The following is a 23,633-nucleotide window of genomic DNA, read 5'->3' as shown; positions in this document are numbered from 1 at the left end:
CTGACCGCGAGCCACCGGTGTTGCACGCACCCGGGTCAGGGGGTCGGTATCGCGTCTTCGTTCATGTAGGTCTGGGTAGCAGCTCCTTTGAGGATCAGTTGCGCCGCCTTCTCGGCGATCATCAGGGTCGGTGAACAGGTATTACCGGAGGTGATCTGCGGCATGATCGAGGCATCGGCCACACGCAAACCGGGGATGCCGTGCACGCGCAACTGGTTATCCACAACGTCCAAGGCACCGCTGCCCATACGGCAGGTACCGACCGGGTGGAAGATGGTGGTGCCAATTTTGCCGGCTGCCTCAAACAGCTCTTGCTCGGTTTGCAGGGCTGGGCCTGGCAGGTATTCCTTGGGGTCGAACGCTGCAAGGGCAGGGGCCTGCACGATGCGCCGGGTGAGGCGGATGGCATCGGCGGCCACGCGCAGGTCCTGTGGCTCGCTGAGGTAGTTGGGGTCGATCAGCGGCGTGCTGTTCATGTCGGTGCTGCTGATATCGATACGCCCGCGGCTTACCGGACGCAGGTTGCACACCGATGCGGTAAAGGCCGGGAACGAATGCAGCGGCTCACCGAAGCGCTCCAGTGAAAGCGGCTGAACGTGATACTGCAGGTTGGCGGTGGCCTGGTCCGGGCTCGAGCGCACGAACGCGCCCAGCTGGCTCGGCGCCATCGCCAGTGGGCCGCTGCGGTCATAAAGGTAGCGCAGGCCCATGCCCATCTTGCCCCAGAGGCTATTGGCCATCTGGTTCAAGGTGCGGGTATTGCGGATCTGGTAGATCAGGCGCAGTTGCAGGTGGTCCTGAAGGTTGCCCCCCACGCCCGGCATATCGTGGCGTACACCAATGCCCAGGCTTTCCAGCAGCTGGCGCGGGCCGATGCCGGAGCGTTGCAGAATACCGGGTGAACCAACAGCGCCGGCGCAGAGGATGATTTCGCGACGCGACGCAAACTCGTGCCAGGCGCCTTGCCAAAATGCTTTCACGGCCCGCGCCCGGGTGTTGTTGAGCAGTACCTGGTCAACCTGAACGCCGGTCAGCACAGTGAGGTTGGCGCGGTCCTTTATCGGCCTCAGGAAAGCTTTGGAGGCGTTCCAGCGTACGCCGCTGCGCTGGTTGACCTGAAAGTATCCACAGCCCTGGTTGTCGCCGGTGTTGAAGTCGTCGACCTTGCCGATGCCGCTTTGCTCGGCGGCATCACGGAAAGCATCGAGGATTGGCCAGCTGTAGCGCTGGCGCTCGACCCGCCATTCGCCGTCACCGCCGTGGTGCTCACTGGCGCCGGCGAAGTGGTTTTCGCTGGCCTTGAACAGCGGCAGCACGTCCTTCCAGGCCCAGCCGTCATTGCCTTGCTCGGCCCAGCGGTCATAGTCCGCCGCCTGGCCACGCATGTAGATCATGCCGTTGATTGAAGAACAGCCACCGAGCACCTTGCCGCGTGGGTAGCCCAGTGCGCGCCCCCCCAGGCCTGGCTGCGCCTCGGTCTTGAAGCACCAGTCAGTGCGCGGGTTGCCGATGCAATAGAGATAGCCGACGGGGATGTGAATCCAGGGATAGTTGTCGCGGCCACCTGCTTCCAGCAGCAAAACGCGGCAGGATGGGTCGGCGGACAAACGGTTGGCCAGAAGGCAACCGGCGGGACCGGCCCCTACGACGACGTAGTCGAAGACAGAATCGGCTGATGGCATGTGCAACCTCGCGCCCGTTTTTTATTCTTGTCCCGATCCATCTTAGTGCGTAATTTCGTGAGTGAAACACGAGATTTCGCGCAGCCGTTGTGCGTTTTAGCACAGGGGTAAGCCTATACCGGCCTCTTCGCGGGTAAACCCGCTCCCACAGGTTCGACGCTGCTTCTGAAGGCGGCGCGGTCCCTGTGAGAGCGGGTTTACCCGCGAAAGGGCCGGACGAACAGCCACAAGGATCAGCATGTTCGACTGGAACGATCTGCGGTTTTTCCTCGAGTTGCAGCGCAGCGGCCGCCTGCTTACCGCCGCCAAGCGCCTCAACACAACCCACAGCACCGTGGCCCGGCATATCGAGAGCATCGAGCAAAGCCTGGGCACTGCGCTGTTTGTACAACATGCCCAGGGCTACGAGCTGACCCCCTCGGGCCAAGCCCTGCTCAAGCATGCCGAGGCCATGGAGAACGTCGCGCTGTTGGCGCAGGAAGAAATCACCCAGGCCATCACCCCGTTGGGCAAAATTCGCCTGGGGGTGACCGAAGGCATCGGCATCATGTTCTTCACCCCACGCATGAACGCGTTGTTCGAGCGCTACCCGGGCCTGGAGGTGGAACTGGTGGCGGTGCCGCGCTTTGTCAGCATCCTCAACCGCGAAGCGGAGATCAGCATTCACCTGGAACGCCCCAACGCCGACCTGCTGATAACCCGCAAGCTCACCGACTACCGCCTGGCGCTGTACGCCAGCCAGGACTACCTGGACCGGGCACCGCCGTTGCGCAACCGTGAGGACCTGGCCCGGCACAACTGGATCGGCTACGTCGACGACCTGCTGTTCAGCCAGGAACTGCTGTTTCTCAACAGTTTCTGCCGGGCACCGACCGTGGTGTTTCGCAGCACCAGCGTCATTGCCCAACAGGCTGCCGCCCGCGCCGGGCTGGGCATCGCCGTACTGCCCAACTACATGGCTCACGACGACCCGACGCTGGTGCGCGTACTGCCTGGCGAAACCATCCAGCGCAGCTACTGGATCTGCACCCGCCGCGAGCTGCACAAGTCAGTGCGCCTGCGGGTGGTGTGGGACTACCTGCTGGCGCTGTGCGCCGCAGAACAGGACGCGCTGCTAGCCCAATAGTGTCTTGCCAGCCAGCAGCAATGCCGCCGTCCAACCGGCCACCGCAAACATCTGCTGCAAACGCGGCCCGGCCAGCCTGGCCGCCAATGGCCGCGCCAGCAGCAGGCCGAGCACCGCGCCTGATGCAAACGGGGCTCCAACCTGCCAATGCATCACACCCGCCAGGCTGGCGCTGACCACACTGCCGGTGGACACCAGTGCGATCACCGCCAGCGAGGTGGACACGATGCTGGCCATGCGCAGGTTGGTATAGCGGTTCAGGGCCGGGATGATGACGAAACCACCGCCAACCCCCAGCAGACCAGACAGCAACCCAGACAAGGCACCGGTAAATGCCAGGGCACGCGCGCATGGCAGGGTCCAGCGCAAGCGACCTTGCAACGGGTTCAGCACACAGGGTTCGATATAGCGATGGGCGTCATTGGCTTCACCGCGCAGGTCTTTGGCCGCCTTGCGCCAGATACGCAGGCAGGCGTACACCAGCACCCCGGCAAACACCAACTGCAAAGGTGTATTCGGCAAGCGGTGCGCCAGCATCAGCCCGAACGGCGCCGCTGCTACGCCGATCAGTGCGATAAACAGCGCTGCCCGATAACGCACCAACCCCTGACGCAAACCCAGCACTGCGCCAACCGCCGCCGCCATGCCTACGGCCAACAGGCCGACCGGTGCAGCCTCGACCATCGACAGCCCCAGGCCGAACACCAGCAAGGGCACAGCAAGAATGCCACCGCCGGCGCCGGTCAACGCCAGCACCGCACCGATGATCGCGCCCAGGCCCGCCCCCAACAATTGATGTTCGATCACTGCCCACCCTCGGCTACCAACTGCGGGCGCGCCAGCCACTCGCGGCCCTTGAGCATGCCTTGCCAGTACAGCGGCGGCAGCGCCTGCGCCTTGAGCAACCAGGCCAGACGCGTCGGCTTGCGGCCATCCAGCAACCAACTGGGAAAGCTCGGTGCCAGTTTGCCGCCATAGGTGAACTCGGCCAGGACGATCTTCCCGCGCTCTACCGTCAGCGGGCACGAGCCATAGCCATCGTACTGGGCGAGGGTGGGCAGCCGGCCCAGTGCCACCAGCACGTTGTTGGCCACTACCGGCGCCTGCTTGCGGGCCGCTGCGGCGGTCTTGGCATTGCTGGTATTGGCCACGTCACCCAGGGCATGGATGTTGGTGTACTTGCGATGGCGCAGGGTATGCGGATCGACATCGACCCAGCCGGCGTTATCGGCCAACGGGCTTTCGCGAATAAAAGCCGGCGCCACCTGTGGCGGTACCACGTGGAGCATGTCGAACGCCTCGATGCGCGTTTCACTGCTGCCATCGGGCAGCGTGCGTACGAAGGTGGCGCGCTTGTTCGGACCGTCCACAGCGACCAACCTGTGGGAAAAATTGAGGTCCACAGCGTATTTTTCGATGTACTTCATCAACGCAGGCACGTAGTCCGCCACACCGAACAACACTGCCCCGGCATTGAAGAAGCTGGCTTTAACCGCCCCCAGATGGCCGTTGCGCAGCCAATGATCGCAAGACAGGTACAGCGCCTTCTGCGGTGCGCCCGCACATTTGATCGGCATGGGCGGCTGGCTGAATACGGCACGGCCTTGCTTGAGTTTCTGCACCAGCTCCCACGTGTAGGGCGCCAGGTCGTAACGGTAATTGGAGGTGACCCCGTTGCGGCCCAAGGTTTCACAGAGCCCCTCAATTGCCGCCCAGTCCAGTGTGAGGCCAGGGCACACTATCAGCTGTTCATAGCTGATGGCACGACCGCCCTCGAGCATGACCAACTGGCCCAGAGGGTCGAAACCCTGCACCCGCGCCTTGACCCAGCGCACACCACGCGGGATGGTCGAAGCCATGGTGCGGGCGGTGCTCGGTGCCTTGAACACACCGGCCCCGACCATGGTCCAGCCGGGTTGGTAGTAATGCACATCGGCGGGGTCGATCAAGGCAACGTCCAGCGACGGGTCACGGCTGATCAGGCTGGAAGCGGTGGCGATACCAGCGGCACCGGCACCGACGATGACCACCTTGTGGTGGTCGGTATTGGCAGGGGACAACAAGGCAGGCATGGCGGTAAATCCTGGAAATCTGATTATGGGGCAGGGCGGTTACAGCTTGTTCAGCGGGATTTTCAGATAGCTCACGCCGTTCTCTTCCGGCGCGGGGAAGTGCCCGCTGCGCATGTTCACCTGCACCGAAGGCAGGATCAGCACGGGCATGTCGAGGGTCTTGTCACGGGCTTCGCGCATGGCGACGAAACTGTCCTCGTCGACACCCTGATGAATATGAATGTTGCTGGCGCGCTGCTCGGCCACGGTGGTGACGTACTGCATGTCGCGGCCACCTGGCAGGTAGTCGTGGCACATGAACAGCTGGGTATGGTCAGGGAAAGCCAGAAGACGACGGATCGAACGGTACAGGGTACGGGCATCGGCCCCAGGGAAATCGCAGCGGGCAGTACCGTAGTCGGGCATGAACAGGGTGTCACCGACGAACACTGCAATCTCGCCCGCATCTTCAATCATGAAACTCATGCACGCGGGGGTGTGCCCAGGTGTGTGAAGTGCCCGGGCGTGCAGGTTGCCGATGCGCAAGCCTTCCTCGTCTTCGAGCAGCACGTCGAACTGGCTGCCATCACGGGCGAAGCCAGGCTCTGCATTGAACAAGGCGCCGAATACTTTCTGTACCTGGGTGATGTGAGCGCCGATCGCGGTATGGCCACCCAGCTTTTCCTTCAGGTAGGCGGCCGCTGAAAGATGGTCGGCGTGTACATGGGTTTCCAGCACCCAGCGCACGCTAGCGTTCAGCTCGGTCACGCGCTCGATCAGGCGATCCGCCGAAGCGCTGCAGGTGCGCCCGGATTTGGGGTCGTAATCCAGCACACTGTCGATCAATGCACATTGCCGGGTTTCACGGTCCATGACCAGGTAGCTGATGGTCGAGGTCGCCTCGTCGTAAAAGGCGTCCACGTGAAGGTTGTTGCCGATGATCATCACGTTCTCCAATTTATCTGCCCCACCTTGCAAGGCGTAGGCAGTGCCAGGAGGTGTATCAAGATGCATGCCAGGCCTTTTACCGCGCTTGCCCCAATGAAACCGGCCCGGTCAAGACGACTGGCAGCGATACTGGCAAGGCAGGTGGCAGTCGACTGTCAGCCAATGGCAGTGTTTGGCAGTCCTTGTTACGCTGCGCCGTTCATCCAAACGGTGCCGTCATGCCTGAAGCCCATCCGCTCATCCTAGCTCTGGTTTCCTACCTTGAGCACGATGCCCTGCCGGCCATCGTGCTGGATACCGACTACAACATCCTGGCCGCCAATGCCGCCTATCGCCGCCAGTTCGGCCAGCATGATCAGGCGCCGCTGGGTGAAAAATGCCATAAGGTCTCGCACCACTATGCCGTACCGTGCGACCAGGCCGGCGAGCATTGCCCAATGCGCAAGGCGTGGGACAGCAAGGTGCCCGAGCGAGTGCTGCATGTGCATCACACACCACGCGGCCCCGAGCATGTGGATGTCGAGCTGCGCCCGATTCTGGATGAGCAGGGCAGGGTGGTGGCGTTTGTCGAACGCCTGACCACCATCACTCTCGCGTCAGCGCAACCTCAGGAGCAGGGCCTGGTGGGCCGCGCACCAGCCTTCAAGGCTGCCTTGGCCAGCCTGCAACGTGCAGCGCCAGCGCAGATCCCGGTGCTGCTGCAGGGTGAGTCCGGTAGCGGTAAAGAGCTGTTCGCGCGTGCAGTGCACATGGGCAGCCCCCGAGCAAACGGCCCGTTGGTGGTAGTCGACTGCACCGGGTTGACCGAGTCGTTGTTCGAAAGCGAGTTGTTCGGTTATGAGAAAGGTGCGTTCACCGGTGCCCACCAGCGCAAGATCGGCCTGGCTGAGGCGGCACATGGCGGTACCCTGTTTCTCGACGAAATCGGCGAAGTACCACTGGCGATGCAGGTAAAACTGCTACGCCTGATCGAGTCCGGCAGCTTCCGCCCGGTGGGTAGCCTGCGCACGGTGCATTCAGATTTTCGCCTGGTATCCGCTACCCATAAGCCGCTCAAGCAGATGGTTGCGCAGGGCTCCTTCCGTGAAGACCTGTACTACCGCATCAGCGGCTTTCCGATTCGCCTGCCGGCATTGCGCGAGCGGGTAGAAGACCTGCCGCTGCTCGCGCAAAGCCTGCTGCAGCGCATGGCCACGGCCGGTAAACCCACGCCCACGCTGAGTGACGATGCCTTGCAGCAACTTGGGTTGCATCCGTTTCCGGGCAATATCCGCGAGCTGCGCAACATCCTGGAGAGGGCGCGGCTGTTCGCCGATGACGGGCTGATCCGCCCTGAACACTTGCCAGAAGATATCGGGCCGGTGGCAGCGAACACGGCAGGTGGCCGTCGCACCCACCTGGGTGAGCTGGCGCAGGCGCTGGAAGAGTTCAAGGGCTCGCGTAGCGAACTGGCCAGCCATCTTGGCATGAGTGAACGTACACTGTATCGCCGCTTGAAGGCACTCGGACTGAACTGAATAGGCGGCAGACTTTACCGGACCTTTACCTGCGCCCTGACATTAAACGTAAAAAATCGTGGTCTGATCAGTTAACCGCATCTGGCAGTCAGCACTGGCCAGACGATAACAGGCAGAGGACCGCAGCAAATGAAGAAAACCCTAACCGTGATCTGCGCCGCGCTCATGCTCAGCGCACCGTTGGCCGGCTTCGCGCAGCCGGGCCCACCCGATCGACATGATGGCGGTCCATCGCACCAAGGCAACCCGCCACATGGCCAGCCCAAGCAACAGGGCCGACATGACAATGGCCGCGGCCCTGCTTACCGTGACTCGAACTTCCGCCCACAGCCAGGTATGCCTGTACCGCACCAGCAATGGCAGCGTGGTCATGCAGTTGATCCACATTACCGTGGTGACCGTTACTGGGTGACCGACTGGAAAGCCCGCCACCTGTATGCGCCACCGCGTGACCACCGTTGGCTGTACGTGAACGGCGACTATGTGTTGATGTCGATCGCCAGTGGCAGGATCGTGAACATTCTTACCGGCTACTGATTTTTTGCAGACACTAAAAAGCCCGCATCAGCGGGCTTTTTAGTGTCTGGCGAATTACACCTGATCAGAAGTCCAGGTTCGACACAGACAGCGCGTTGCTTTCGATGAACTCACGACGCGGCTCGACTGCATCACCCATCAAGGTGTTGAAGATCTGGTCAGCAGCGATCGCATCTTCAATCGTGACTTTGAGCATACGGCGAACGGTCGGGTCCATGGTGGTTTCCCACAGCTGGTCCGGGTTCATCTCACCCAGCCCTTTGTATCGCTGGATGGTGTGACGCTTGGTGGTCTCATTCATCAGCCAGTCCAGGCCTTCCTTGAACTCGACGATTGCCTTGCGGCGTTCACCACGTTGTACATAAGCGCCTTCACCCAACAGGCTGGAAAGCTTGGCACCAATGTTGACGACGGTCCGGTAGTCATTGCTGCCGAAGAAGTCACGGTTGAACGTGATATAGCTAGCCAGGCCGTGGGAGGTGATTTCCACTTCCGGCAGCCATACATTGCGCTCTTTATCTTCACGCAGGCTGGCGTTGTATGCCAGGCCAGACTTCTGGCTAGAGTTCAGACGCCCCTGAAGCTTGGCCAGCCAGGCCTGCATCACCGCGTGGTCACCCAACTGCTCCAGAGTCACCTCAGGCAGGTAAACGAAGTGCTCGGTCAGCTCTTCCGGGTACAAACGCGACAGGCGCTTGAGGGTCTTCATGACACTACGGAACTCGTTCACCAGGCTTTCCAGTTGCACACCAGAAACCGCTGGGGCTGACTCGTCCAGGTGCAGGCTTGCGTCTTCCAGGGCCGACTGGGTCATGTATTCTTCCATGGCCTCGTCGTCCTTGATGTACTGCTCCTGCTTACCTTTTTTCACTTTGTACAGTGGCGGCTGGGCAATGTAGATGTAGCCGCGCTCGACCAGTTCCGGCAACTGACGGAAGAAGAAGGTCAGCAGCAGAGTACGGATGTGCGAACCGTCAACGTCAGCATCGGTCATGATGATGATGTTGTGATAACGCAGCTTGTCGATGTTGTACTCTTCGCGGCCGATACCGCAGCCAAGCGCAGTGATCAGGGTGCCCACTTCCTGGGACGAGATCATCTTGTCGAAGCGTGCTTTCTCGACGTTGAGGATTTTACCCTTCAGCGGCAAGATCGCCTGGGTGCGACGGTTACGACCTTGCTTGGCCGACCCCCCTGCGGAGTCACCCTCCACCAGGTACAGTTCGGAAAGGGCAGGGTCCTTCTCTTGGCAGTCCGCCAACTTTCCTGGCAGGCCAGCGATATCCAGTGCACCTTTGCGGCGAGTCATCTCACGGGCTTTACGCGCCGCTTCACGCGCACGAGCGGCGTCGATCATCTTGCCAACGACGGCCTTGGCCTCGTTCGGGTTCTCCAGCAGGAAGTCGGAGAAGTATTTGTTCATCTCTTGTTCCACGGCGGTTTTCACCTCCGAGGAGACCAGTTTGTCTTTGGTCTGCGAGCTGAACTTAGGGTCCGGTACCTTTACCGAGATGATTGCGGTCAGGCCTTCACGGGCGTCGTCACCCGTGGTCGCCACCTTGTTCTTCTTGGCCAGGCCTTCCTGTTCGATGTAGCTGTTAAGGCTACGGGTCAGCGAAGAACGGAAGCCCACCAAGTGGGTACCACCGTCGCGCTGTGGAATGTTGTTGGTGAAGCACAGCAGGTTTTCGTTGAAGCTGTCGTTCCACTGGAGAGCCACTTCAACACCCACGCCATCGTCACGCTGAACGTTGAAGTGGAATACCTGGGAGTTGACCGGCGTCTTGTTGGTGTTCAGGTACTCGACGAACGCGCGCAGGCCGCCTTCGTATTTGAAGAACTCCTCCTTACCGCTGCGCTCATCCTTCAGCAAAATACCAACGCCCGAGTTGAGGAATGACAACTCGCGGATACGTTTGGCCAGGATATCCCAGCTGAAGTGGATGTTCTTGAACGTTTCAGCCGACGGCTTGAAGTGGATGTGGGTACCGGTGGTTTCGCTTTCACCGACTACCGCCATCGGCGCTTGTGGAACGCCATGAACGTAGGTCTGTTCCCAGATCTTGCCGCTACGGCGAACCGTCAGTACGAGCTTCTCGGACAGGGCGTTTACAACAGAAACACCCACGCCGTGCAGGCCGCCGGATACCTTGTAAGAGTTATCGTCGAACTTACCGCCGGCGTGCAGTACGGTCATGATGACCTCGGCTGCGGAAACGCCTTCTTCTTTGTGCACATCCACCGGAATGCCGCGACCGTTGTCGCGCACGCTGATGGATTCGTCCGGGTGGATGATGACCGTGATGTCATCGCAGTGACCGGCGAGGGCTTCGTCGATCGAGTTGTCGACCACCTCGAAGACCATGTGGTGCAGGCCGCTACCATCATCGGTGTCGCCAATGTACATGCCGGGACGCTTGCGTACGGCATCCAAACCTTTCAGCACTTTGATGCTGGAGGAGTCGTACGTTTGATTTTCGCTCATGCCTTCACTCCCGATGGTCGTGGGTCTGGGTGATACGGCCTTGTTCCACGTGGAACAAAGCAACTGGCGTTTCCGTCTGCCAGCCTTCCCTCAGTAATTCGTGATCTACACAGGTGATGAACACCTGGCAGCGTAATTCTTCTAGCAAGCGACACAGCGCGCGGCGATGCTTGTCGTCCAGCTCGGACGGCAAGTCATCCACGAGATAAATACAGTTACCGCGACGAGCCTGACTGACGAGGTGGCCTTGGGCGATGCGCAACGCGCACACCACAAGCTTTTGTTGACCACGCGACAGGATGTCGGCCGCGTTATTGGCAGCCAGGCGAAGACGCAGATCAGCACGCTGCGGACCGGCCTGGGTATGGCCCATCTGCTGATCGCGAAGGAGAGAGGATGCGAGTACTTCTTGCAGTTCCCGGTCCTTGTCCCAGCCTCGGTAGTAGCTCAGGGTCAACCCGTCCAGCTCGACCAGTTCGCTCAGGGTTCGCTCGAAGACGGGCTTCAAGGCCTTGATGTAGTTGCGACGGTATTCATCTATTTCCGCACTGGCCAGGCACAATTCCCGGTCCCAGGCGGCTTGCGAAGCTGCGTCAAGTGTACCATGACGCAACCATGAGTTCCGCTGCCGCAGCGCCTTCTGCAGCCGTTGCCAGGCTGGCAAAAAGCGAGGTTCCACGTGGAACACCCCCCAATCCAGAAACTGGCGGCGTATTTTCGGCGCACCTTCCAACAGCCGGAAACTGTCTGGGTTGATGAGCTGCAGCGGTAACAGTTCCGCCAGCTGGGCGGCGCTGCGTGCGTTCTGCCCATCGATGCGAATGGTGAATTCTCCCTGCCGCTCTCGGGAAACACCCAGGTTACTGGTGCCACCTTCAGTCAACTGCACTTCACCAAACACGGTACAGGCAGGCTGTTCGTACTGGATGACCGGATTCAGGCGGGTGCTGCGAAATGAGCGCGCCAGCCCAAGCAGGTGCACGGCCTCAAGCACGCTGGTCTTGCCGCTGCCGTTGGCGCCGTAAAGGATATTGATGCGGGGGGAGGGCGAGAGTGTCACCGGGTGCAAGTTGCGCACCGCGGTGACCATGATCCGTCGAAGGGACATTGCGCCTGCTACAGGTTACAGACGCATCGGCATGACAACGTAGGAAGAATCGTCATTGCCAGCTTCCTGCAGCAGCGCACTGCTGTTGGAGTCGGACAGGATCAGACGAACTTGCTCAGTAGTCATCACGCCCAGCACGTCGAGCAGGTAGCTGACGTTAAAGCCGATTTCCAACGAGCTACCTTCGTAGTCCACGCTGATCTCTTCTTCAGCTTCTTCCTGCTCGGGGTTGTTGGCCTGGATCTTCAGTTGGCCAGCAGCCAGTTGCAGGCGAATACCGCGGTACTTTTCGTTGGAAAGAATCGCAGTACGGCTGAAGGCTTCACGCAGCGCCTGGCGGTCGCCCACCACCACCTTGTCGCCACCCTTGGGCAGCACACGCTCGTAGTCCGGGAACTTGCCATCCACCAGCTTGGAGGTGAAGGTGAATTCACCGGTAGTGGCGCGAATATGGTGTTGGCCCAAAACAATGCTGACCATGCCTTCAGGGTCGGTCAGCAGACGCGCCAACTCCAGAATACCTTTGCGTGGCACGATGACCTGATGGCGATCTTCCTGCTCGATCGGCGCGGTCATGGAGCACAGCGCCAAGCGGTGGCCGTCAGTGGAGACTGCGCGCAGGGTGTTACGTGAAACCTCCAGCAGCATGCCGTTGAGGTAATAACGCACATCCTGCTGGGCCATGGCGAAGCTGGTGCGCTCGATCAAACGGCGCAGCTTGCTCTGTTCCAGGTTACAGGTCAGCGAGCCCGGGCCTTCTTCCACAGTCGGGAAGTCATTGGCTGGCAGGGTCGACAGGGTGAAGCGGCTGCGGCCGGCCTTGACCAACAGTTTCTGCTCGTCGACCTTGATATCGATCAGGGCGTCGTTCGGCAGGCTTTTACAAATGTCCATCAGCTTGCGCGCCGGCACAGTGATTTCGCCAGGCTCGGCCGGCTCTTCCAGTTGTACGCGGCCTACCAGCTCGACTTCCAGGTCGGTACCGGTCAACGACAGTTGCTGGCCTTGTACGACCAGCAATACGTTGGACAGGACCGGCAAGGTCTGACGGCGCTCTACGACACCGGCGACCAGTTGCAGGGGTTTCAACAGGGCTTCGCGTTGAATGGTGAAATGCATGGTCTAGTCCCTTGCCTTCAATTAGCTGCGCAGACGGCCATCAGGTCGTCAGCGTCCGCAGCAGGTTCTTGTAGTCCTCGCGGATGTCCGCGTCGGATTCCTTCAATTCGTTGATCTTGCGGCAGGCGTGCAGCACGGTCGTGTGGTCGCGACCACCGAACATGTCGCCGATTTCCGGCAGGCTGTGGTTGGTCAGCTCCTTGGACAGGGCCATGGCCACCTGACGTGGACGCGCGACAGAACGCGAACGACGCTTGGACAACAGATCAGAGATCTTGATCTTGTAGTACTCGGCAACGGTGCGCTGAATGTTATCCACACTGACCAGTTTATCTTGCAGCGCCAGCAGGTCTTTCAGCGACTCACGGATCAGCTCGATGGTGATATCGCGGCCCATGAAGTGCGAGTGGGCAATCACCCGCTTCAGCGCACCTTCCAGCTCACGCACGTTCGAGCGAATGCGCTGGGCAATGAAGAACGCCGCATCATGTGGCAGCTCGACCTTGGCCTGGTCGGCCTTCTTCATCAGGATCGCTACGCGAGTCTCCAGCTCTGGAGGCTCGACAGCCACGGTCAGCCCCCAACCAAAGCGCGATTTCAGGCGCTCTTCCAGGCCTTCGATCTCCTTGGGGTAACGGTCAGAGGTAAGGATTACCTGCTGGCCGCCCTCAAGCAGGGCGTTGAAAGTGTGGAAAAACTCTTCCTGCGAGCGCTCTTTGCGGGCAAAGAACTGAATATCGTCGATCAGCAACGCATCCACCGAACGGTAGAAGCGCTTGAATTCGTTGATGGCGTTGAGCTGCAGCGCCTTGACCATGTCTGCAACGAAGCGCTCCGAGTGCAGGTACACGACCTTGGCGTTCGGATTCTTCCTCAGCAGGTGGTTACCCACAGCATGCATAAGGTGGGTTTTACCCAAGCCAACGCCGCCATAAAGGAACAGCGGGTTATAGCCATGCTTGGGGTTATCAGCCACCTGCCAGGCAGCCGCGCGCGCCAACTGGTTCGACTTACCTTCGACGAAGGTGTCGAAGGTGAAGGTGCGGTTCAGGTAGCTGGTGTGCTTGAGCGCACCTTCCACCTGTACGGTGCGCTGTTCGGTCCGGGCATTGGCGGCTGGCGGCGAAACGGGCTCGGCCATGGCATCGAAGCTGTCACGCGAGGACGGCTCTGCCAGTTCATTGACCAGCACAGGCTCGTTGGCCGTTACCGCAACGGGTTCGACCGCTGCCGCTACCGGCACAGGCTTTTGTACCTGGCTCTGCGAGCGGGTCTGCGCCAGCGAAGCGGCCACCGCGGCGCTGACAGGCGCGTTGGGCGCGGCGCGTGGGGCCGAGCTGCGGCGGCTGCCTATTAATAAGGAAAGGGCAGGCGCAATGCCGCTGCCGTTTTCACCCAATAGCTCGAGCAAGCGGCCCAGGTACTTTTCATTGACCCAATCGAGAACGAAACGGTTAGGCGCATAAACGCGCAACTCGTCGCCTTCGGCTTCGACCTGTAGCGGACGGATCCAGGTGTTGAATTGCTGGGCAGGCAGTTCATCGCGCAGAAGCTCCACGCACTGCTGCCAAAGTTCCACTGACACGGATATCCCCTGAGTTTGAAAGCCGGATGAGGCAAAAGCAAACCGCCATTGTACCGGTCGAGCGTTCAGTTATCCACATGTGGACACGTTAGGAACCATGACAAAACAGCCATTTATCGACCAAAAAGGCTTTGCCTCACTGTGCATAAGCTCTGTGGATAAGCGACCATGAGGGCTATGCACAACCCTGGGCTCAAATCTGTTGATAACTCTGCTGTGGATAAGCGGCATTTTAATCCACAGGTTTCGACCACGATGAAAACAAGCGCAGCACGGGATGAGAACAAGGTTTTGAAACTCTGTACAGCGCGTGATTACTGGCCTACAGGATGTTATCCACAGAAGGTTATCCACCTAAGATTTATAAGTTATTCAGAAAAGCTTTTTATATGTCTCTTCTTTTTTTTCATGTTGTCCCCGATTCGTGTGTCCGATCAACCACCCCCTGGAGGATGACCGAGCAGGCACCGTCCATCACACGCCCTATAGGGAATAGCTGGTTGGAAATTGACCTATGGGCTTGCTTTCTCTAGAATCGCCGGTCTCTTAAAAAGGGGGCCATCCCGGCCCGTCGTCGACAAACCAGGTAACACGCCATGAAACGTACTTTCCAACCAAGCACCATCAAGCGCGCCCGCACCCACGGTTTCCGTGCCCGTATGGCTACCAAGAACGGCCGTGCTGTTCTGTCGCGTCGTCGTGCCAAAGGCCGTAAGCGTCTGGCCATTTGATTTTTCGGCACAGGTGGTGAGTCAGGACTTCAGTCGGGAAAAGCGACTGCTTACACCCCGACACTTCAAAGCGGTCTTCGACTCCCCAACCGGCAAGGTTCCAGGGAAAAACCTGCTGATCCTTGCTCGCGAGAACGGTCTCGATCACCCACGTCTAGGCCTGGTGATTGGCAAGAAGAGCGTCAAGCTCGCCGTTCAACGCAACCGCCTCAAGCGCTTGATGCGCGATTCCTTTCGTCTGAACCAGCAATTGCTTGCCGGGTTGGACATCGTGATCGTCGCGCGCAAGGGATTGGGTGAGGTAGAAAACCCGGAATTGCACCAACACTTTGGCAAACTCTGGAAACGCCTGGCACGTAGCCGGCCGACCCCAGCAGTCACCGCCAATTCCGTAGGGGTAGACAGCCAAGATGCGTAAACTGGCGCTCGTTCCGATCCAGTTTTACCGTTACGCCATTAGTCCTCTGATGGCCAATCACTGTCGTTTTTTCCCCAGTTGCTCCTGTTACGCGTATGAAGCCATCGAAAACCATGGCCTCTGGCGTGGTGGGTGGCTGGCCGTTCGTCGCCTGGGGCGTTGTCATCCGTGGAATGACGGCGGTTTCGACCCCGTTCCCCCCGCTCCTTCCTCCCGAACTTCTTCGATAGCCGAGTAATCATGGATATTAAACGCACGATCCTGATCGCCGCGCTGGCAGTCGTGTCCTACGTCATGGTCCTGAAGTGGAACGATGACTACGGTCAGGCTGCCCTGCCGACTCAGAATACTGCTGCCAGCACTGTTGCTCCGGGTTTGCCTGATGGCGTGCCGGCTGGTAACAACGGCGCCAGCGCCGATGTACCAAGCGCCAACGCCGAATCGAGCCCCGCCGAACTGGCACCGGTTGCACTCAGCAAGGACCTGATCCGAGTCAAGACCGACGTCCTGGAACTGGCTATCGATCCGGTCGGTGGTGACATTGTCCAGTTGAACCTGCCGAAGTACCCGCGCCGTCAAGACCACCCGAACATTCCATTCCAGTTGTTCGACAACGGTGGTGAGCGCGTTTACCTGGCACAAAGCGGCCTGACCGGTGCCAACGGCCCGGATGCCCGCGCCAGCGGCCGTCCGCTGTATGCCGCCGAACAGAAAAGCTACCAGTTGGCCGACGGCCAGGAACAACTGGTGGTCGATCTGAAGTTCAGCGACAACGGTGTCAACTACATCAAGCGCTTCAGCTTCAAGCGCGGTGAGTACGACCTGAACGTCAGCTACCTGATCGACAACCAGAGCGACCAGGCCTGGAGCGGCAACATGTTTGCCCAGCTCAAGCGCGACGCCAGCGGCGATCCGTCCTCGAGCACTGCCACTGGCACTGCCACCTACCTGGGCGCAGCCCTGTGGACAGCTTCCGAGCCTTACAAAAAGGTCTCGATGAAGGACATCGACAAAGGTAGTTTGAAAGAAAATGTGTCCGGCGGCTGGGTTGCCTGGCTGCAGCACTACTTCGTGACCGCCTGGATTCCGGCCAAGTCGGACAACAACGTTGTCCAGACTCGCAAGGACAGCCAGGGCAACTACATCATCGGCTACACCGGCCCATCCCTCAGCGTCCCTGCTGGTGGCAAGGTCGAAACCAGCGCCATGCTGTACGCCGGCCCGAAGATCCAGTCCAAGCTCAAAGAGTTGTCCCCAGGCCTGGAACTGACCGTCGACTACGGCTTCCTGTGGTTCATCGCCCAGCCGATCTTCTGGCTGCTGCAACATATCCACAGCCTGCTGGGTAACTGGGGCTGGTCGATCATCGTGCTGACCATGCTGATCAAAGGCCTGTTCTTCCCGCTGTCGGCTGCCAGCTACCGCTCCATGGCGCGCATGCGTGCTGTGGCGCCCAAGCTCGCTGCGCTGAAGGAACGCTTCGGTGACGATCGCCAGAAGATGTCCCAGGCGATGATGGAGCTGTACAAGAAAGAGAAGATCAACCCGCTGGGCGGCTGCCTGCCGATCCTGGTACAGATGCCGGTATTCCTGGCCCTCTACTGGGTACTGCTGGAAAGCGTGGAAATGCGCCAGGCCCCATGGATGCTGTGGATTACCGACCTGTCGATCAAGGATCCGTTCTTCATCCTGCCGATCATCATGGGCGCCACCATGTTCATCCAGCAGCGCCTGAACCCGACGCCGCCGGATCCGATGCAGGCCAAGGTGATGAAAATGATGCCGATCATCTTCACCTTCTTCTTCCTGTGGTTCCCGGCTGGTCTGGTGCTGTACTGGGTTGTGAACAACTGCCTGTCGATTTCGCAGCAGTGGTACATCACTCGCCGTATCGAAGCAGCCACCAAAAAAGCTGCTGCTTGACGGGCTAGTACGCTAGCCTGTGAATAAAAAACGCCCCCTAGTGGGGCGTTTTTGCTATCTGTCGTTTTTGTCGTAGAGGCTTTCGAGCATGAACACTGTGCGTGAAACCATCGCCGCCATCGCTACCGCCCAAGGCCGCGGTGGTGTGGGTATTGTCAGGTTGTCCGGCCCTTTGGCTGGCAAGGCCGGGCAGTTGATCACCGGTCGTACGCTGACCCCTCGCCATGCCCATTACGGCCCGTTCCGCGACGATGAAGGGCTGGTGCTTGACGAGGGGATTGCGTTGTTCTTCCCTGGGCCGAACTCGTTCACCGGCGAAGATGTGCTTGAACTGCAGGGCCACGGTGGCCCGGTGGTCCTGGACATGCTGCTGCAGCGCTGTGTACAAGTTGGCTGTCGCCTGGCCCGCCCAGGTGAATTCAGCGAACGCGCGTTCCTCAACGACAAGCTCGACCTGGCCCAGGCCGAAGCCATTGCCGACCTGATCGAGGCCAGCTCCAGTCAGGCGGCACGCAACGCCCTGCGCTCACTGCAAGGGGAATTCTCCAAGCGTGTGCACAGCCTGACCGAGGCGCTGATCGCCCTGCGCATCTACGTCGAGGCAGCAATCGACTTCCCCGAAGAGGAGATCGACTTCCTCGCCGATGGCCACGTCCTGTCGATGCTCGATGCAGTGCGCGGCGAGTTATCCACCGTGCAACGTGAGGCCGGGCAGGGTGCCTTGCTGCGTGACGGCATGACCGTGGTGATCGCCGGGCGACCGAATGCCGGCAAGTCGAGCCTGCTGAACCAGCTGGCTGGCCGCGAAGCGGCCATTGTCACCGATATCGCCGGCACCACCCGGGACATCCTGCGCGAACATATCCACATCGACGGCATGCCGCTGCACGTGGTCGATACTGCCGGGTTGCGTGACACCGACGATCATGTGGAAAAGATCGGCGTAGAACGCGCCCTGAAGGCCATTGGCGAGGCTGATCGTGTGTTGCTGGTGGTCGACTCCACTGCGCCCGAGGCCAGCGACCCGTTCGCCTTGTGGCCCGAGTTTCTCGCTCAGCGGCCGGACCCGGCCAAGGTCACGCTGATTCGCAACAAAGCCGACCTGAGTGGTGAGCGGGTAGCGCTGGAACAGTGCGAGGATGGCCATGTGACCATTACTCTCAGCGCCAAGGGCGACGACACAGGGTTGCAACTGCTACGTGACCATCTGAAGGCCTGCATGGGTTACGAACAGACCTCAGAGAGCGGTTTCAGCGCCCGCAGGCGCCATTTGGATGCTTTGCGCCAGGCCAGCGAGCACCTGGAGCATGGCCGTGCTCAGCTGACATTGGCGGGCGCAGGGGAGCTTCTGGCTGAGGATTTGCGCCAGGCACAGCATGCGCTGGGGGAAATCACAGGAGCATTCAGCTCGGATGACCTGCTGGGGCGGATTTTCTCCAGTTTCTGCATCGGCAAGTAATCCACAGCCCGGCAAGACCAAGCGCCGCTCCTTCGGGAGCGGCTTTTTTTGCCTGAAATTCGTTGCAGGAGATGACCTCGGCCAGGCGAACGAAGCACTTGTGGGGAGCGGGCATGCCCGTGAAGAGGCCATTACAAGCCTGAACCTCTGTGGATATAACCCCCCTTTAGCGGGCTTGCCCACTCCACCTGGACCCTCTCTGGTCGCTGGCTCGACAAAATTTTCCTGCTCAGCCTGAAATGTGTACTCAGGAGCCCTGTGGAAAACTCCCCTTCAGCTCAGTTGATAAACAGGCTTTTTTTCTGAGGACAAACCCGCCTGTGGGTAAAAGGCCATTTAATCCACAGGCTAAATGACGTTATCCATAGCCCTCATGGCACTCCAGACACAGGGTTTAATTTCTCTCTACACAGCGATATTCAAGGGATACAAAGATTTATCCACAGATATCGTTGTGCATAAGAATAAACATAAAAACAAAGCTTTTATAAATTTCTTCTTGTTGATTTCTGTTGTCTGCCACTCATCCACAGACTGGTCAAAATTTGCTCAGACGGTTTCTTTAAAGGGGGTGAAGTCCCTATACTTGTCGGCTTACCTTCTCTATTCGCAAAAACAGGCACGAGGTGCGTGGTGGATTTCCCTTCCCGTTTTGAAGTGATCGTCATCGGCGGCGGCCATGCCGGTACCGAGGCTGCGCTTGCGTCCGCACGCATGGGTGTGAAAACCCTGCTGCTGACCCATAACGTGGAAACCCTCGGTCACATGAGCTGCAACCCCGCCATCGGCGGTATTGGCAAAAGCCATTTGGTCAAAGAGATCGATGCCCTTGGCGGCGCCATGGCAATGGCTACCGACAAGAGCGGCATCCAGTTCCGCGTTCTGAACAACCGCAAGGGCCCGGCGGTACGTGCCACCCGTGCACAGGCCGACCGCGCCATTTACAAGGCGGTCGTGCGTGAAATCCTGGAAAATCAGCCGAACCTGTGGATATTCCAGCAGTCCTGCGACGACCTGATCGTCGAGCAGGATCAGGTCAAGGGCGTGGTTACCCAGATGGGTTTGCGTTTCTTCGCAGAATCCGTAGTACTGACCACCGGCACCTTCCTGGGCGGGCTTATCCACATTGGCCTGCAAAACCATTCCGGTGGTCGCGCCGGTGATCCGCCTTCGATCGCCCTGGCTCACCGCATGCGTGAACTGCCGCTGCGCGTCGGCCGCCTGAAAACCGGGACGCCGCCACGCATCGATGGCCGCTCGGTGGACTTCTCGGTGATGACCGAACAGCCAGGTGATACGCCGATCCCGGTCATGTCGTTCATGGGCAATGCCCAGATGCACCCACGGCAGGTGAGCTGCTGGATTACCCACACCAATGCGCGTACCCACGAGATCATCGCCTCGAACCTTGACCGCTCGCCGATGTACTCGGGCGTAATCGAAGGCGTCGGTCCGCGCTATTGCCCATCGATCGAAGACAAGATCCACCGCTTCGCCGACAAGGAAAGCCATCAGGTGTTCATCGAGCCGGAAGGCCTGAACACCCATGAGTTGTACCCCAACGGTATTTCCACTTCGCTGCCGTTCGACGTGCAGCTGGAGCTGGTGCGTTCGATCCGCGGCATGGAAAATGCCCACATCGTCCGCCCGGGTTACGCAATCGAGTACGACTACTTCGACCCGCGTGACCTCAAATACAGCCTCGAGACCAAAGTCATCGGCGGCCTGTTCTTCGCCGGGCAGATCAACGGCACCACCGGTTACGAAGAAGCCGGTGCCCAGGGCCTGCTGGCCGGGACCAACGCCGCATTGCGCGCACAGGGCCGCGACAGCTGGTGCCCGCGCCGCGACGAGGCGTACATCGGTGTGCTGGTCGACGACCTGATCACCCTGGGTACCCAGGAGCCGTACCGCATGTTCACTTCGCGCGCCGAGTACCGCCTGATCCTGCGCGAAGACAACGCCGACCTGCGTCTGACCGAGAAAGGCCGTGAACTGGGCCTGATCGACGACCAGCGCTGGGCCGCTTTCTGCGCCAAGCGTGACGGCATCGAGCGTGAGGAACAGCGCCTGAAGTCGACCTGGGTTCGGCCGAACACCGACCAAGGCCAGGCCATTGTGGATAAGTTCGGCACGCCGCTCAGCCACGAGTACAGCCTGCTCAACCTGCTGGCGCGCCCGGAGATCGACTACGCGGGGCTGATCGAGGCGACCGGCGGTGAAGCGATCGATCCACAGGTCGCCGAGCAGGTCGAGATCCGCACCAAGTACGCGGGCTACATCGACCGCCAGCAGGATGAAATCGCTCGCTTGCGCGCCAGTGAAGACACCCGTCTGCCTGTGGATATCGACTATTCGACGATTTCTGGCTTGTCCAAAGAGATCCAGGGCAAGCTTGGCCAGACCCGCCCGGAAACCCTGGGCCAGGCTTCGCGCATTCCCGGCGTGACCCCGGCGGCGATTTCCCTGTTGCTGATTTACTTGAAAAAACGCGGCGCTGGCCGCGAATTGGAGCAAAGCGCTTGAGTTCCCTGGTCACCCCGCAACACGCTGAAGAGTTGTCCACAGGTGCGCGCCAGCTTGGTGTAGAGCTGAGCGCAGAGCATCACGAGAAATTGCTCGGCTACCTGGCCCTGTTGATCAAATGGAACAAAGCCTACAACCTCACTGCTGTGCGCGACCCGGACGAGATGGTGTCGCGCCATCTGCTCGACAGCCTGAGCGTCATGCCGTTTATCCACAGCGAGTGTCAAAACTGGCTGGATGTCGGCAGCGGCGGTGGCATGCCGGGTATCCCGTTGGCTATCCTGCATCCGCACAAGCGCGTGACGGTGTTGGACGCCAACGGCAAGAAGACCCGCTTCCTCACCCAGGTGAAAATGGAACTCAAACTGGACAACCTCACGGTTATCCACAGCAGGGTCGAAGCCTTTCAGCCGGCTCAGCCGTTCGACGGAATCATCTCCCGCGCCTTCAGCAGCATGGAGAACTTCACCAACTGGACCCGCCATCTGGGCGACACCGGGACGCAATGGCTTGCAATGAAGGGGCTGCATCCTGCCGATGAACTGGTAGCATTGCCCGCAGACTTCACAGTGGAAAGCGAACAGGCCCTGACCGTTCCGGGTTGCCAGGGCCAGCGCCATCTGCTGATACTGCGCCGCAAGGCATGACTGGGAACACGCGCATCAATGGCTAAGGTATTCGCAATCGCGAACCAGAAAGGTGGTGTAGGCAAGACCACCACCTGTATCAATCTCGCCGCCTCGCTGGCCGCGACCAAGCGTCGTGTCCTGCTGATCGACCTCGATCCGCAGGGCAACGCCACCATGGGCAGCGGCGTGGACAAGCACGAGCTCGAGCACTCGGTCTACGACCTGCTGATCGGGGAGTGCGACCTGGCTCAGGCCATGCATTACTCCGAGCACGGCGGGTTCCAGTTGCTGCCGGCCAACCGCGACCTGACCGCCGCCGAGGTGGTGCTGCTGGAAATGCAGGTCAAGGAAAGCCGTCTGCGTAACGCCCTGGCGCCAATCCGCGAGAACTACGACTTCATCCTCATCGACTGCCCGCCGTCGCTGTCGATGCTCACGCTAAACGCCCTGGTCGCTTCCGATGGCGTGATAATCCCCATGCAGTGCGAGTACTACGCACTGGAAGGTCTTAGCGACCTTGTGGATAACATCAAGCGCATCGCCGCCCGGTTGAATCCGGAGCTGAAGATCGAGGGCCTGTTGCGGACCATGTACGATCCTCGCCTGAGCCTGAACAATGATGTTTCGGCGCAGCTGAAAGAACACTTTGGCCCGCAGCTGTACGACACGGTCATTCCGCGCAACATTCGCCTGGCCGAGGCCCCCAGCTTTGGCATGCCGGCCCTGGCTTACGACAAGCAATCGCGCGGCGCGCTGGCTTACCTGGCCCTGGCGGGGGAACTGGTTCGCCGTCAACGCCGTCAATCACGCACTGCACAAACAACTTAAGGAATCCGTATGGCCGTCAAGAAACGGGGTCTCGGACGTGGGTTGGATGCACTGCTCAGTGGTCCTTCCGTCAGCGCGCTCGAAGAGCAGGCTGTGAAGATCGACCAGAAAGAACTGCAACACCTGCCGGTCGAGCTGATTCAGCGTGGCAAGTACCAGCCACGTCGGGACATGGATCCGCAGGCGCTGGAAGAGCTCGCGCACTCGATTCGCAGCCATGGCGTGATGCAACCGATCGTGGTCCGCCCGATTGGCGACAACCGCTATGAGATCATCGCCGGTGAGCGCCGCTGGCGCGCGACCCAGCAGGCTGGCCTGGACACGATTCCGGCCATGGTCCGCGAAGTGCCCGATGAAGCCGCCATTGCCATGGCGCTGATCGAGAACATCCAGCGCGAAGACCTCAACCCGTTGGAAGAGGCCATGGCCCTGCAGCGTCTGCAGCAGGAATTCGAACTTACCCAGCAACAGGTGGCTGATGCCGTTGGCAAGTCGCGGGTAACCGTGGCCAACCTGCTGCGCCTGATCACCTTGCCTGAGGCGATCAAGACCATGCTCGCCCACGGCGACCTGGAGATGGGGCACGCACGCGCATTGCTCGGCCTGGACGAGAATCGTCAGGAGGAGGGGGCGCGTCATGTTGTCGCACGTGGCCTCACTGTGCGCCAAACCGAGGCACTGGTTCGTCAGTGGCTCAGTGACAAGCCTGATCCGGTCGAACCGAGCAAACCTGATCCGGATATCGCACGCCTTGAACAGCGGCTCGCAGAGCGCCTGGGCTCGGCCGTTCAGATCCGTCATGGCAACAAGGGCAAGGGGCAGTTGGTTATTCGTTACAACTCGCTTGACGAGTTGCAAGGCGTGCTTGCTCACATCCGCTGAAACAATTCCTGTTGTAGCGCGCAGTCGGAAATCACTACGAAGAGTTGAATAGGGGTTAATCCACCCCTATACTCTGCGC

The 23,633-nt window shown here is 60.0% G+C and carries 20 protein-coding genes; 12 read left to right on the top strand and 8 right to left on the bottom strand.

The window, feature by feature from the left end; genetic code table 11:
• Positions 1 to 35: 35 nt before the first annotated feature.
• A complete protein-coding gene (locus CKW35_RS15610) occupies positions 36 to 1,682 on the bottom strand; it encodes a GMC family oxidoreductase (protein ID WP_016489930.1) in 1,647 nt (548 codons plus the stop codon).
• A 238-nt stretch (positions 1,683 to 1,920) separates the two neighbouring features.
• Between CKW35_RS15610 and CKW35_RS15605 the strand changes: the two genes are divergently transcribed.
• Positions 1,921 to 2,808: a LysR family transcriptional regulator gene (locus CKW35_RS15605; protein WP_060519805.1), complete on the top strand. Its 888-nt coding sequence runs from the start codon at positions 1,921 to 1,923 to the stop codon at positions 2,806 to 2,808.
• Here the strand turns inward: CKW35_RS15605 and CKW35_RS15600 are convergent.
• The 3 genes from CKW35_RS15600 to CKW35_RS15590 are packed head-to-tail and all read right to left on the bottom strand — an operon-like array spanning position 2,797 to position 5,804.
• Positions 2,797 to 3,615, bottom strand: coding sequence for a sulfite exporter TauE/SafE family protein (locus CKW35_RS15600; protein WP_095116338.1), 819 nt, complete (start codon positions 3,613 to 3,615; stop codon positions 2,797 to 2,799). The genes CKW35_RS15605 and CKW35_RS15600 overlap by 12 nt on opposite strands.
• Positions 3,612 to 4,880 (bottom strand): FAD/NAD(P)-binding oxidoreductase, encoded by a 1,269-nt coding sequence (locus CKW35_RS15595; RefSeq protein ID WP_016489927.1) that lies wholly within the window; start codon positions 4,878 to 4,880, stop codon positions 3,612 to 3,614. The genes CKW35_RS15600 and CKW35_RS15595 overlap by 4 nt, the downstream gene beginning before the upstream one ends.
• 39 nt (positions 4,881 to 4,919) lie before the next feature.
• The gene (locus CKW35_RS15590) at positions 4,920 to 5,804 is read right to left on the bottom strand and encodes an MBL fold metallo-hydrolase (RefSeq protein ID WP_016489926.1); all 885 of its coding nucleotides are present in this window, start codon (positions 5,802 to 5,804) and stop codon (positions 4,920 to 4,922) included.
• Positions 5,805 to 6,025: 221 nt separating this feature from the next.
• Between CKW35_RS15590 and CKW35_RS15585 the strand changes: the two genes are divergently transcribed.
• Positions 6,026 to 7,324, top strand: coding sequence for a sigma-54-dependent Fis family transcriptional regulator (locus CKW35_RS15585; RefSeq protein WP_060519819.1), 1,299 nt, complete (start codon positions 6,026 to 6,028; stop codon positions 7,322 to 7,324).
• 129 nt (positions 7,325 to 7,453) lie between these two features.
• The gene (locus CKW35_RS15580; protein WP_016489924.1) at positions 7,454 to 7,861 is read left to right on the top strand and encodes an RcnB family protein; all 408 of its coding nucleotides are present in this window, start codon (positions 7,454 to 7,456) and stop codon (positions 7,859 to 7,861) included.
• A gap of 64 nt (positions 7,862 to 7,925) precedes the next feature.
• Here the strand turns inward: CKW35_RS15580 and gyrB are convergent, their stop codons facing one another.
• From gyrB to dnaA, 4 genes are read right to left on the bottom strand one after another with little or no spacing between them, the layout of a single operon-like run.
• The gene (gyrB, locus tag CKW35_RS15575) at positions 7,926 to 10,346 is read right to left on the bottom strand and encodes a DNA topoisomerase (ATP-hydrolyzing) subunit B (protein ID WP_016489923.1); all 2,421 of its coding nucleotides are present in this window, start codon (positions 10,344 to 10,346) and stop codon (positions 7,926 to 7,928) included.
• Between the two features lie 4 nt (positions 10,347 to 10,350).
• Positions 10,351 to 11,454 carry a DNA replication/repair protein RecF gene (gene recF, locus CKW35_RS15570; RefSeq protein ID WP_016489922.1) on the bottom strand — a complete coding sequence of 368 codons (1,104 nt, stop codon included), beginning with the start codon at positions 11,452 to 11,454 and terminating at the stop codon, positions 10,351 to 10,353.
• A gap of 15 nt (positions 11,455 to 11,469) precedes the next feature.
• Positions 11,470 to 12,573: a DNA polymerase III subunit beta gene (gene dnaN, locus CKW35_RS15565; protein WP_016489921.1), complete on the bottom strand. Its 1,104-nt coding sequence runs from the start codon at positions 12,571 to 12,573 to the stop codon at positions 11,470 to 11,472.
• A gap of 40 nt (positions 12,574 to 12,613) precedes the next feature.
• Entirely contained in the window at positions 12,614 to 14,158 is a 1,545-nt protein-coding gene (gene dnaA, locus CKW35_RS15560; protein WP_016489920.1) for a chromosomal replication initiator protein DnaA, read from the bottom strand.
• Between the two features lie 596 nt (positions 14,159 to 14,754).
• On the opposite strand from dnaA, the gene rpmH reads away from it, so the two are divergent.
• The 9 genes from rpmH to CKW35_RS15515 all read left to right on the top strand — a co-directional run bounded on the left by rpmH (position 14,755) and on the right by CKW35_RS15515 (position 23,554).
• On the top strand, positions 14,755 to 14,889 hold the full coding sequence (gene rpmH, locus CKW35_RS15555) for a 50S ribosomal protein L34 (protein WP_003253163.1): 135 nt from the start codon (positions 14,755 to 14,757) through the stop codon (positions 14,887 to 14,889).
• 13 nt (positions 14,890 to 14,902) lie between these two features.
• Positions 14,903 to 15,307 (top strand): ribonuclease P protein component, encoded by a 405-nt coding sequence (gene rnpA / locus CKW35_RS15550; protein WP_016489919.1) that lies wholly within the window; start codon positions 14,903 to 14,905, stop codon positions 15,305 to 15,307.
• Positions 15,300 to 15,545, top strand: coding sequence for a membrane protein insertion efficiency factor YidD (gene yidD, locus CKW35_RS15545; protein WP_015268406.1), 246 nt, complete (start codon positions 15,300 to 15,302; stop codon positions 15,543 to 15,545). The genes rnpA and yidD overlap by 8 nt, the downstream gene beginning before the upstream one ends.
• Positions 15,546 to 15,547: 2 nt before the next feature.
• Complete coding sequence (gene yidC, locus CKW35_RS15540; RefSeq protein ID WP_016489918.1) at positions 15,548 to 17,230, top strand: membrane protein insertase YidC; 1,683 nt, start codon at positions 15,548 to 15,550, stop codon at positions 17,228 to 17,230.
• Positions 17,231 to 17,318: 88 nt separating this feature from the next.
• On the top strand, positions 17,319 to 18,689 hold the full coding sequence (gene mnmE / locus CKW35_RS15535; protein ID WP_016489917.1) for a tRNA uridine-5-carboxymethylaminomethyl(34) synthesis GTPase MnmE: 1,371 nt from the start codon (positions 17,319 to 17,321) through the stop codon (positions 18,687 to 18,689).
• A gap of 633 nt (positions 18,690 to 19,322) precedes the next feature.
• Positions 19,323 to 21,215 (top strand): tRNA uridine-5-carboxymethylaminomethyl(34) synthesis enzyme MnmG, encoded by a 1,893-nt coding sequence (gene mnmG, locus CKW35_RS15530; RefSeq protein WP_024717851.1) that lies wholly within the window; start codon positions 19,323 to 19,325, stop codon positions 21,213 to 21,215.
• Positions 21,212 to 21,862, top strand: a complete 651-nt coding sequence (gene rsmG, locus CKW35_RS15525) for a 16S rRNA (guanine(527)-N(7))-methyltransferase RsmG (RefSeq protein WP_016489915.1) — start codon at positions 21,212 to 21,214, stop codon at positions 21,860 to 21,862. The genes mnmG and rsmG overlap by 4 nt, the downstream gene beginning before the upstream one ends.
• Positions 21,863 to 21,880: 18 nt before the next feature.
• Positions 21,881 to 22,672, top strand: coding sequence for a ParA family protein (locus CKW35_RS15520; protein WP_016489914.1), 792 nt, complete (start codon positions 21,881 to 21,883; stop codon positions 22,670 to 22,672).
• 9 nt (positions 22,673 to 22,681) lie between these two features.
• Complete coding sequence (locus tag CKW35_RS15515; protein WP_016489913.1) at positions 22,682 to 23,554, top strand: ParB/RepB/Spo0J family partition protein; 873 nt, start codon at positions 22,682 to 22,684, stop codon at positions 23,552 to 23,554.
• The last annotated feature ends 79 nt before the right edge of the window (positions 23,555 to 23,633 follow it).

The organism is Pseudomonas sp. Irchel 3F3 (genome assembly GCF_900187545.1).
Lineage (GTDB): Bacteria > Pseudomonadota > Gammaproteobacteria > Pseudomonadales > Pseudomonadaceae > Aquipseudomonas > Aquipseudomonas fortuita.
The sequence above is the reverse complement of the archived record's forward strand: the minus strand, read 5'-3'. Positions and strand labels throughout refer to the sequence as shown.